General features: G+C 38.9%; 1 protein-coding gene. It reads left to right on the top strand.

Annotation, left to right across the window (positions count from 1 at the left end; translation table 11 throughout):
- Positions 1-220: 220 nt before the first annotated feature.
- Positions 221-13,519, top strand: coding sequence for a DUF11 domain-containing protein (locus tag IPJ83_14775; protein ID MBK7881805.1), 13,299 nt, complete (start codon positions 221-223; stop codon positions 13,517-13,519).
- The last annotated feature ends 319 nt before the right edge of the window (positions 13,520-13,838 follow it).

The raw sequence follows: 13,838 nt of genomic DNA, 5'->3' as shown, positions 1-13,838 counted from the left end.
GCCGGCTTTTTGCCGGCCATTTGTATTTATAAAAAAATCATATATAAATATTTCTATATATTTATTTTGTATATTAAAATATTAGTTATATGTTTGCACCGTAAACCTTTATCGGTTTATTCCCGAATTAAGTAAATTTCTCTTTAGCGCAATGCGTAGTGGCTGACTTTTGGTTTTGAACCGAGTCCGAAAAACGAACTACACATAAAAACTGCGTTACATGAGGAAACTACGTTTCTTACAAACTGGAGCTTCACACAAAGCTCAAAACCCATTTAAATCCTTTTATGAAGGTTTGGGGAGGTTAGCGATTGCTTTATGCTTTTCCGCTGCAGCCTTTCCTGTTTTTGCACAATGTCTCACCGAATCTGGAAAGATTGGAGGCCGTGTTTTTAATGACCGCAACTATAATGGAAACATGGATTCCGGGGAGCCCGGGGTTGCATTTGTTTCCATCAATGCTTTCAACGGAGAAGGTCTTTTGGTGGCAAGTGCACTTACCGATTTCAACGGAGGATTCAGCCTAAGTGGTCTTGCCGATCATGCTATGTACAGCATTGAGATCAATAAGCCTTCTTATTATGAATATTCTAAAATGGGTCTTGATCAGATTGGAGATACTCGTACCATGCGTGCTCCATCCTGTAGCGCCAATTTTGGTTTGTTTAAGCCTGTGGAGACCTTGATGGAAGAAAATCCAAAATTGGCAGTTGCCAATTTTGTAGGCGGTGCAAGCCTGGATATCAATGGTACAGAAAGGACTATACTAGAATTAGATGAAAGCTTTAATTCAATCAGTCCCATAAATAAGCTTGTGACCAAGAGTCAAACCGGTGCTGTATGGGGCTTAGCCTGGAACCGTACACAAAAACTTTTATATGCATCTGCATTTGTAAAGCAGGGTGCAGTTTTAGGGCCTTTGGGAACAGGAGGAATTTATGTATTCAATAAGCAGGCAGCTGCCGTTACCAATTTTATTAATCTGAGTGATGTAGGAATCCAAACAGGGTCTACTCAGGGATTGGCAGTTTCTGATTGCAAATATGGAGATTTGGTAGGCAAAGTAGGAATCGGTAATATCGATATCTCTGATGATGACCAGTTCCTTTTTGTTAGCAATCTGCACAACAAATCCGTGGTAATTATTCCGACTAAAAATCCAAATGAATCCAATGTAATTGAAATAAAAATCCCAGATCCGGGGTGTAATGGTGGAGATTATGCAGTATCTGCTTTAAAATACTATAACGGTCTATTATACATTGGGGTAACCTGTACAGCAGAGACCAGTCAAAAAGAAAGTGATTGTGTTTTTCATGTATATGAATTGAATTTATTGACCAGGGTTTATAATTTAATCTTATCTACAGATTTCGCCAAAAATTATTGGCCTAAACAACAGAGAGATTTAAAAAATATTTCACAGTGGTTAACGGATTTGGATTTTACCATTAATGGTGAAATGATACTTGGCATTACAGACCGAAAAGGTCATGCATATTGTGTAAATGTAGAGCCACTTACCAATCAAACCGGTGATATATTAATGGCATTCAAGACAGACAAGGGCTGGCAACTGGAGAGTGGAGGTGTGGTAAATGGAAGATTGGGTACCGGAGCGGGTCATTACGAAGGTCCTGGTGGTGGTGAGTTTTTTGGTGAAGACTATTGGATTGTTGGTCCGGGACTACATCAGGAAACTGCATTAGGTGGTTTGACCAGTGTGGCAAAAAAGAATGAAGTCATCGCCGCTGTTTTTGATCCGATATTTGAATCCTTTGCAGGTGGCTTGCATAGATACAGTACCATAAATGGCAAAAAATTAGGTGCCATACAAATCTATAATCCAGCCAACAGCGTATTTGGAAAAGCTTCCGGAATTGGAGACATTGAAGTAATGAACCAGGCCATCCCATTGGAGATCGGAAATTTAATTTGGTTGGATCAAAATGAAAATGGCGTTCAAGATGCAGAAGAGAAAGGAATCAGTGGAGTACAAGTTTCTTTGTATGATAATAATTGTACCAAAGTGGCAAGTGTTATCTCCGGTACCAATGGAGAATATTTATTCAACAATACAAATGTAGATGTAAACAAAGATGGTGCACCGGATGGTCTTGAATATGATGCAGATTATTTTATCGTAATTGATGATCCAAGATACAATACAAATTACAATACTATTATCCTGGGCAATGATACTTTGTCTGTTACCATAGCTGACCAAATTACGGGAGGTATTCCTGATCAAAGAGACAATGATGCAAGAATTCTTCCTATTTACCAATGTTCAATTTTTAAAGGCTTACCTGCAGTCAAAATTCACACCGGCAATAATGGTCAGAATAAATTTAATCTGGATATCGGACTCAGATATGCAACAGATAGTTCAACTGCACCACCTGAAGAAGATGTCATTGACCTTGCGCTCATTAAAAAGGTTAAGACCCTTGGCTCTTTGAGGAAAAATGATTTTGTGGAGTTTGCAATTGAGGTGCACAATCAGGGAACCATTCCGGTAGCATCCTTCGAAATTGTGGATTACATTCCTTCAGAACTTGGGTTTGTTTCCGAAGAAAATTTAGATTGGAATATTACAGGTTCAATAGCACACCTCAACAGTAAAAGTGCAATTCTACCCGGTGGGATAGAGATTTTTAACATTAGACTTAAAGTGCTGAATGATGTCAGCATGTCAGACATTATCAATCAGGCAGAAATTGCTGCGATGTATGATGACAAGGGGCAACCTATGAAAGATCATGATTCTTCTCCGGATCAAATTTTGGGAAATGACAGGGGCGGTATTCCAAATTCATTAACGGATAATACATTGGATAATCCTGATGATGAAGACGATCATGATGCAGAAGCACTTTTTGTAAATGATTTGGCATTAATTAAAACTACTGCAAGCACAGCTCCTGTTAAAAGAGGTGATCTTGTAACTTTTAATATCACGGTAAAAAATCAAGGAAATACCAACATTGCAGCTTATGAAATTACAGATTACATTCCAACAGGTTTTGAGTTTGTAACAGCTTCCAATCCATTATGGACATTGACTCCTGCAGGTGCGGTTTATGGCAATTCATCCGGAATTTCCACAGGGTCTACTCAAACAGTAAACATTGTTTTAAAAATAAAAGAAAATGCTACCGCAGAAACACTGATCAACACTGCTGAAATTTCAAGTATGACCAATAGTGCAGGGGTAGAAATCATGGATCGTGATTCAAAAGCCGATAATAATTCTACCAATGATGCAGGAGGAGTAATTGGTTCTGTTACCGATAACGCTTTCGATGGGGATGGCACTGTGGATGAAGATGATCATGACAGGGAAACAGTCTTTATTGCGGACCTCGCATTAATTAAACAAACAACAAATATTAATCCGGTAAAAGTTGGGGATTTAGTTCCTTTTCAACTTACCATATTTAATCAGGGAAGTATTGCCATTAGTAATTATACTATTTCAGATTATTTGCCTTCAGGACTGGAATTTATAGCCAATGAAAATCCGGGTTGGTTAAATGTTAATGGCATTGCAACATTCCATGATATTCAAACACTAGAGCCGGGTAAATCCAGAACACTAACCATTAAATTAAAAGTAAAATCTTCCGATTATCGTCAATTGGTAAATGTTGCCGAAATTAGTGCTTTGAAAGATGCGAATAATGCGGACATCAAAGACTGGGACAGCACACCCGACAATAATCCTGGAAATGATGCAGGAGGTTTGCTGGGATCGGCAACAGATAACCTGATTTCCGGAGATGGACAATTGGATGAGGATGATCAGGATCCTGCAGGTCTACAGATTTTTGACCTTGCCCTGATCCTGACTACTACAAAAACTACCCCGGTAAAAATTGGCGAAGATGTATTATTTCAGATCAGGATATGTAATCAGGGAAATATCACTGCCAAAAATGTAAGTTTTACGGATTACATCCCGGCAGGTTTAGCACTAAGTCCTCTTGACAACAATGGATGGATGCTCAAAGGTGGAAAATTCTACAACAGCATCTTATCCAATATAGAGCCTGGTCAATGTGCAACGAAGGAAATTAAATTGAGAGTAAAGGAAAATGCACAAGTATTAAATTTATTAAATCGAGCAGAAATAGTGTCTGCTGAGAATACTTCCGGAATAGATATGTCTGGTTTAGATACAGATTCGCAGCCGGATGAAATCGAAGGCAATGATGCAGGTGGAATCTTTGGTTCTGTGACGGATAATAAATTAGATGGAAATGGAATCGATGATGAAGATGATGCGGATCCGGAGGCATTGAATATATTGGATATAGCATTGAGAAAAACTCTTGTTGAAGGATCTGTATTAAAGTATAAAGGAGTTGTAAATTTTAAGATTGAATTATTCAATCAAGGAAATATTACGGTAAAAAATATCGGTATCGCAGATTATATTCCTTTTGGTTTTGAACTAAGTGCAGCTTCGGTTGCTGCCGGCTGGGTGATGAATAATGGCGTTGCAGAGTATCTTTCAAATTCTGTTTTGCAACCGGGAGGTACGGCATCTGTGTTTATCGAATTGAAAGATCTTGGTACTTCCAACATTCTTGATGTTAGAAATTTTGCAGAAGTTTTATCTGTGCAGAATGTTGCAGGAGATAATTTTAGTGCCTATGATTTTGATTCAACTCCTGATGGTAACTCCGGAAATGATGTTGGTGCGGAATTAGGTACTCTCACGGATGATATGATCAGTGATCATGGGGTTCAGGATGAGGATGATCATGATGTTGCTACCGTGCCGGTATTTGATCTGGCATTAAGAAAAACATTGGAAAATAAACAATTGATCTACCACAGTGGAGATACTGTAAACTTCCGGATTGAAGTTTTGAATCAAGGTAATGTAGTAGCATCTACTTCCGAAATCGTAGATTATCTAGATACCAGTTTTATTTTTTCTTTAGCAATAAATCCAGGTTGGGAAATAAAAGCAGACAATAAAATTTATTTTAATGTCAACCAGGCTATTGGCGTGGGAGAATCATTTAAAACCAATGTCAAATTAATTATCAAAGCCAAGAAAAATGGTTTGACCATATTCAATTGCGGTGAGATCAGTAAGGCAAAAGATGCAGCAGGAAATCTATTGATCGACTATGACTCAACGCCGGATGACATTCAGAACAATGATAAATCTACACCGAATCACGACGTAAGTGATCATGGAGAGAATGATGAGGATGATCATGATATTGCCAACACCAACCCAAATAATTTTGATCTTGCACTTAGAAAAGAAATTGCTGTAAGAACGGTAGTGCGTGGACAGATTGTACCATGGACCATTACAATTACTAACGAAGGCACGGTGACTGCAAGTGAAATTATTTTATTTGACTATCTGCCTTCAGGTACATTAATGATCAGCAAAGATTGGTACCAAAATCCACAAAATCCGGATCCGAGAAAATATTATTACCTGATGAATATTAAAAATGGCAGATTGCCTGCAGAAGGTTTGAAACCAGGCGAGAGCATTCAAGTCATTGTAGAAACTCAGGTGGATCCAACAAGGCCAAGTGGTCAGGTGGTGAACAGAGCTGAAATTTATTCTGCATCCAATGAATTTGGAGAGCCGGATGAGGATTCAACACCGGACGATGTGGTAGACAATGATGAAGGTGGTCAGGTATTTGAAGATTCAGATCAGTCCGGTAGTGCAGGTCCTGAAGATCCATCTGGTCAGGATGAAGATGATTCAGACGTAGCAGGTGCCATCTTGTTGGAAATTGTCAACTCTGCATGTGAGTGTCTCAACAATGCAAGCAATCCTGATGATGGTCAATTTAGCACTACCTTGACATTAGAATCAAGAACCGGAGAGATTTGGTTTATCCGAAGTGTGAACGGATTGTATCACACCTCTAGTCCTGCACCTCCGGCACTTCCCGTTCCATTTACTACAGGACCAATGGGATTCCTCTTGTCACCTGTTATCTCTAACGGTGCAATGACTGTCTATGAGATGAGCGGAATACATGTGGATGGCGTTGGATTTGACATTGTTTTGGAGAACCAGTTTGGAGACAAAGTAAGTCTTGGAAATGTAAGATGTAATTATAATGAATCGACCTTGATCGAAGCACAAAACAACGTGTGTACTGGATCTAATGTTCGTTATAGTGTAGATTATCATCCCGGAAGTACTTATCAGTGGATTTTAAGCTCCGGAGGTTCTTTTACTTCACAGACCAATACTTATGCTGCAAATATTACCTGGAATGGTGCGGTAGGAACAAAGCATTTTTTAACCGTTATTGAGCGTAATCCTGATCTTTGCTTGAAGCCAATAAGGTTTGAAGTGACCATTGGTGATCAGATTGGTTCTGTAAGTTGCATTGGCGCTGCACAGATTTCTTTAGGAGTCGACTGCGAAGCCTTGGTAACACCGCAAATGTTATTATTGGGTGGTCCGTATGATTACAATTCTTATGCCGTGATGATCATGAATAAGGATGGGTCTTTGGTTCCGAATGCCACTTTGACTTATGAGCATTTAGGAAAAACCCTTATGGCAAAAGTGTTGAATGTATGCAACGGTAATAGTTGCTGGGCTACACTTACCGTGGAAGATAAAATCAAACCAAGAATTGTTTGTTTGAATGATACAATTGATTGCACCAGAATGCAGTCATATCTGGGTCCGTTGGTGTATGATTATTGTGATCCTGCACCACAGAAAATTCTCATTGACGAAAGAATTGAAGATACCCGTTGCAATCAGGCTTACTCAAAAATAGTTACCCGTAATTATGTAGCAAAGGATGCTTCCGGTAATGTTTCTGATACCTGTACACAACAGATATTTTTAAAGAGAATAAATTTAGATGAAATTGTTTTTCCGGATTCTTTAAGTCTGGCTACCAACAATCCTTTGTTGTGTGGAACATTTGGTTTAGATTCTTTAGGAAGACCACATACTTCATACACCGGAGTTCCAATGTATCATGGTGCACCAATTTGGCCTAACAAGGATAATAAATACTGTGATTTTGGCGCTTCCTATGAAGATTTTGTAATTCCAACCGGAAAGAGTTGTACTCAAAAGATTTTAAGAAATTGGAGATTCATTATTTGGTATTGCACCACTTTTGAGCAAAGAGTGTATAATCAGTTGATCGAAATTACGGATACAACTGCTCCGGTAATTATGTGTCCTTATGACATTACGGCCAGCACTAATTCTTATGAGTGTTTTGGAAATGTCTGGATCCCTGATCCTGTTGTCTTCGATTCTTGCAGCAGTCAGGTTACCCTTGATTTGGTTTCACCTGTTGGCATCATTAAGAATTTTACCTCAAGGACTTTAAGATTGCCAGCAGGCAATAACGTTTTGACTTTTAGAGCATACGACAATTGCCATAATGAAAGCACATGCAGTTTTAATGTCTATGTAAAAGACCAGGCAGCACCTGTGGTACAATGCGATAAAGAAACCGTTGTTACCTTAGACCGATTTGGACAAGCCTGGATTCCGGCACATGTGTTTGATGACGGAAGTTATGACGACTGTCACATAGCATCCATGCAGGCAAGAAGGATGGATAACGGAGTGCCATGCCAATACAATCCTAATGTTTATGCAGATTCGGTTGGATTTTGTTGTGCTGATATCGGTAATTTGGTTCAGGTAATGTTTAAGGTTACCGATGCAGAAGGCAACTCAAATACATGCATGATATTAGTGGAGGTTCAGGATAAAACCATTCCTCAGATATCCTGTCCGCATGATGTAACCATTGATTGTGATTACCATTATAATCCAAATGATTTGTCAGAGTTCGGACAACCGAGAGTTTCTGACAATTGTGATGTTACCGTTCGTGAAGTAGATAGTTTTTACGTCAACCAATGCAGGGAAGGATATATTGATCGAATCTTTATCGCCGGAAACGGATTTGGACAGAATGTATGTGTTCAGAGGATTACTATTATCAACAATAATCCATTCACAGAAAAATCTATTCGTTGGCCAAGAGATTTTGATACGACTTCTTGTGCGTCTGATATACTTGATCCAAAAAATTTACCTCTTGGTTTTGGTTATCCAATCATCACCGAAGATAAATGTGATCTGGTAGGTGTTAATTATGAGGATCATGTGTTCCGTATTGTAAATGGAAATGATGCTTGTTACAAAGTACTCAGAAAATGGAAAGTAATCAACTGGTGTAGATTTTATAATCCTACCGGTGCACCAATCATATACGAGAAGGAACAAATCATCAAAGTATACAATACCGTTAAGCCTAACTTTTTAAGTGGTTGTGTAGACAGAAGATTTGAGATAAACGATACATCTTGTTTTGGTAGGATGGTAGACTTGGTTGCTACAGGTTATGATGATTGTACGCCACCTAACCAATTAAGAAATGAATTCCATGTGGACTTGAATTCGGATGGAATTGAGGACAGAAGTGGATTGGGCGTTGGCAATATTGTGGATGCTTCAGGATTCTATCCTTTGGGTAAACACAGAGTAAAATATGTTTTGGAAGATCTGTGTGGAAACAAGGAAGTCTGTGAAATAAATTTTGAAATCATCAATGTGAAAACACCAACAGCTTATTGCCTGAAAGGATTGGCTGCAGGATTGGTGGCGATGGATTTGAATGGGGATGGTCGTATCGATGGTGAATTGGTTACTATATGGGCTAAAGATTTTGATCAGGGAAGTAATCATCCTTGCGGATATCCATTGACTTATTCCATAGGACGAGATACTACCATTAAATCTGTCACTTATAACTGTGACAGCCTTGGTAGGAGAGAAGTTTTATTCTGTGTTACTGCATCAAATGGTCAGCAATCTTGTTGCGAAACTTTTATTGACATTCAGGACAACAACAATGTCGATTACTGCAATTGCTTTAAGCAGCCTTCTGATATCACAGTGTCTAATTGTGCGCAATTGACCGAACCGGGTGATCTTAATTCTTATCCAACGATAGGAAGCTGTCGTTGTACAGATGCAGACATTACACATTCTGATGTTAAAGTCAGTGGTGGTAAAAATGAATGTTTCGTAATTGAAAGAACATGGTTCCTTAAGTTTACATGTCCGGGTAACAACAATGATTTTTCATTTGTACAGAGGATAGTGGTTACCACTGATCTTAAAGAGAGCGATATTACCTGGCCTAACCAAACCGTCATTGTGGATAATTGTCTTGGTTCTATAGATACTGCTTACATCGGAGAAGTGCCTACAGTATGTGGATATAAAGGACAAGTCATGTTGATGTTTAATGATCGCTTGATTTCTAAATCAGCAGACACCAGTATTTATGAAAGAACATGGACTGCATTTAGTAAGTGTGTTACAGATGGAAGTCAGACATTTACCTTCGTTCAGACTCTGATAGTGGTAAATTCAACCGGCGTAAAATACACGGTGCCGGCAGATGTAACTGTGACTGATTGTAAGAAATCCATCCTCCCGGATTCATTAAATGGATATCCGAAGACGAATTGTCCTTGCAGTTTTGTACAGCACAGTTATGTTGATTCCATTGGATTCGGAACGCAGAACGCTTGTTATGTAATTTATCGTAAGTGGACTTCTACGTACAACTGTCCGCCGGACGTAGTAGGCACATTTAGAGGAACTCAGAAAATTATAGTTTCAATAGATCTAAAACTTACAGACATCAAGTGGCCTGCGGATAGTTTTGTGGTGGACAATTGCAGTGGAAATATTGACACCGGTAGAGTGAATCATGTGCCGATGTTACTAAAAGATTTCTGCGGATATGTTACCATATCCTATGTAGATACCATTAAACTGAATAATGATACCTGCAGAATTGTACAACGTACATGGAGGGTAAATAATGTGTGTAAGACCGGTGCTCAGGCTCAGGTTTATAAATTCGACCAAAAGATTAAAATCTTATATCCTGATGGTCCGAAACTTATCGTACCTAATGACATCACCATCACAGATTGTAAAAAATCTACACTTCCGGATTCTTTGAATGGTTATCCTAAGTCAAATTGTCCGTGTACCATGGTAACACATAGCTACAAAGATTCTATTGGATTTGGTACACCTAATACCTGTTATGTCATTTATAGAAAATGGACATCCGTATTTAATTGTCCACCTGATTTAGTAGGAACCTTAATGGGAACACAACGCATTGCTGTGTCCATTGACTTAAAGCTCACAGATATCATGTGGCCTGCGGATAGCTTTGTAGTGGATAATTGTACCGGTGACATCGATACATCTGTAGTGAATCATGTTCCGACCTTAAAGAAAGATTTCTGTGGTTATGTGAGCATTACTTATGTGGACTCTGTGAAGTCAAACAACGATACTTGTAAAATTGTACAACGTAAATGGACGGTAAGCAATACCTGTAAGACTGGAGCACAAGCACAGTCCTTCAATTTTAATCAGGTGATCAAAGTTTTATTCCCTACTGGGCCGAAATTGGTTCTACCTCCTGATCTTACGGTTACAGATTGCGCCAAACCATTTTTACCAGATTCTTTAAATGGCTACCCAACAGTTAAGTGTGGTTGTGATTCCTTGACTTTCAAGTATACCGATGACACGATTCGTACAAATCCTGAAGTGTGTTATGTGGTAAATAGAAATTGGGAAGTAAGAATACGCTGCAGACCAGAAGTAGATACGACAATTTTTGGCGTACAAAAGATTACAAGAGATGTAAATCTTAATCCTGCTGATATTACTTGGCCTAGGGATAGCTTTACTTCATTTACTTGTACCCCGACCACAAATCCTGATATTGTAGGCAGACCTTCGTTGAAGAAAAATTATTGTGGTTTGGTTAAGTTTAATTTTGTAGATACTGTATTGGCCGGAAATCCTTGCAGGACGGTGAAAAGAACCTGGAGGGCAACCAACGATTGTAGTGTGAGTCAGGTGTTTAGTTTTAACCAGTATATCATCACTTTAAATCAAACACCGCCTAGCATAACATGCCCGGCTGACAGAACTGTGAATGCCGATCCAAATACTTGTGGAGCCGTAGTCAATTTGGGCAATCCTACTGTGAATACAGCTTGTAATACAGGTGTTACATTCCAAAACAATGCTCCTGCAATTTTCCCTGTTGGAAAAACTAATGTAATTTTTACCGCCACAGATTCTTGTGGAAATTCGGCTACCTGTATTACTATGGTAACGGTTATTGAAACTGTACCGCCGACTATAAATTGTCCTCGTGACACTGTAGTTGGATGTGATGTGAATACAGATAATTTAGGTCAATTCGGCACAGCAACTGCATCGGATAATTGTCCGGGTGTTAGCGTCAAGGATACCGCCATCAGAAATCAAAATGTGTGTGGAATAGGAACCATCACCAGAATATTTACAGCAACAGATGCATCTGGGAATACACGTTCCTGTACACAAATAGTTACGGTGAACAATCCGGATCCTTTGGATAGTTTGGAAATCAATTGGCCAGTTTCTCCTGTGACGGTTGATGAATGTCAATCCATCAGTCCTGATAGTCTTGGTAAGCCAACAGTGAATGCTGGTTCAGCATCTTGTTTTAAGTTGAGAATTACTTCTCAGGATTCCAATTTCTGTAAGACCAGAGGTTCTTGTGAGATCGAAAGGGAATGGACCGTGTTTGACAGTTGTTCCGGAAATACATTCAAATTTATTCAATTGATTATCCGTGATGACCAAAATGCTCCGACCATTCAGGGAATTGCAGATATTACAGTGTATGCTTCAGATACCTCTTGTAATAATTTTGTCACCATGATAGCTTCAGTGAGTGATTGCGATTCTGCATCAGTAGTGATCACAAACGATTCACCTTATGGTGCGAATGACTTTGAAGATGCATCAGGATTCTACCCTGTGGGCGTTACCAATGTAACGTTTTCAGCGGAGGATGCCTGCTGTAATATTGCAACCAAAACAGTCAAAATTACCGTAGTTGATACGATTGCTCCGGAAGTTACCTGTAAGAAAGTGATACACACCATTCAGGACAATGGTTGTGCGGATTTCAATGCCAATGAATTTATATTTAACATATCGGACAATTGTTCGAATGCTACAAACATCATGGCATCTTTTGATCGCAATAATTTCATGGATACCGTGGTGACCATTTGTTGTGATTCATTGGTGAACAGAGATTACTTAGGGGCATATACCATTTATTTTAAAGATGAAGCGGGCAATATTGATTCTTGTGTAACCTTATTGCAGGCGATAGATTTGGACAGCATTTGTCCGCCAAATTTCAATGGCGCAAATGTGGCAGGTATTGTCAGCAGCAGAAAAGATGTAAAATTGAAAGGTATTGATGTATACCTCAATGGTGGAAAAGCAGGATTGGTTACTACAGGTAATGCCGGATTATACGCTTTCAATAATATGAAAATGGGCGGTAGTTACGAGACGAAACCAATTTATGATTTGGATCATTTAAATGGTGTAAGCACGTACGACATTATCCAAATTCAAAAGCATATTTTGGGCTCTAAACCATTTGATGAACCATTTAAGTGGATCGCTGCGGATGTCAATAAATCAGGTAGTGTTACGGCAGCTGACCTTACAGAAATCAGAAAACTGATTTTAGGAATTAATCAGCGCTTCCGCAATAACAATTCATGGAGATTTATTTATTTAGATTATGTTTGGGAAGATAGAGATAATCCTTTACAGGAAGCTTTCCCTGAATCTTATGTCATTCCGACATTGAATAAAAATTACCTGGTGAATTTTGTGGGTATAAAAGTGGGGGATGTCGATGATTCCAACAAGATGAATGGTGCTTTGAATACTTCCTCAAGAACACAGGAAAAAGCGCAACTCAGGACGGCTGATATCTTTATGGAAAAAGGAAAGGAATATGCCATAGAATTAAAGTTGTCTGATTGGGAAAAGCTGGAAGGGGCTCAGGCTGGCATTTATATCGATCCTCAGTTGGCGTGGATAAAAGAGATCAGTACAAACCAGGAAGGTTCCTTGAGGCCGGAGCATGTTGCGGATGTTTTTAAAGAGCAAGGCTCGGTGAGATTCGCATGGAATCAGGAGAAAGGCAATGAGTGGAAACTGATCCTAAATATCAGATCTCATAAAGATCAATATTTATCCGATGTGATGTTCCTGGATAAGCAATTAATGAATGCGGAAGCATACAAAAAATCCGGAGAAGTAAATGAACTGGAATTGAAGCTGGATGGATCTATAAATACACAAGGTAAAATACATCTCTTCCAGAACATTCCAAATCCATTCAATCAATCCACGATGATACCATTTGAAATCAATCAGGATTCAGAAGTTTTGTTTGAAGTGACGGATCTCAGTGGAAAATTGGTTTATTCAAAACGTGCATACTACCAAAGAGGATATCATCAAATAGAATTAAACAGAGATGTGTTGAAGTTTGGCGGGGTATATTACTACCATATTCAAACTGGACGCGAAAAATTGTACAGAAGGATGCTGATGATCGATTAGATCGCAGATCTAAAGATAGTGTGTAGTAATCGGTTTCGTTTTCAACAGCCCTCCGGAGTGATCCGGGGGGCTTTTTTGTGGTGTAATACATAAAGGCTCAAGTTAAAAATTTGGGGAGAAGCCAGTTTTTGCGACCTCTTTTTTATCTAAAGTTGTCCTAAATACCATCCAATTAACCTTGTTCTTTTTAGTCTTAATACAAAAAAGACCCCAAAAAAATCAAGGCTGTTTTCATTTCTTAATACTAAAATGAACAAGGTCAATCCGAATTTCTCATTCGATAACTATATGAGGTGTCGGAATCAATTTAACCCAACCA

Source organism: Candidatus Vicinibacter proximus (assembly GCA_016713905.1).
Taxonomy (GTDB): domain Bacteria; phylum Bacteroidota; class Bacteroidia; order Chitinophagales; family Saprospiraceae; genus Vicinibacter; species Vicinibacter proximus.
The sequence above is the reverse complement of the archived record's forward strand: the minus strand, read 5'-3'. Positions and strand labels throughout refer to the sequence as shown.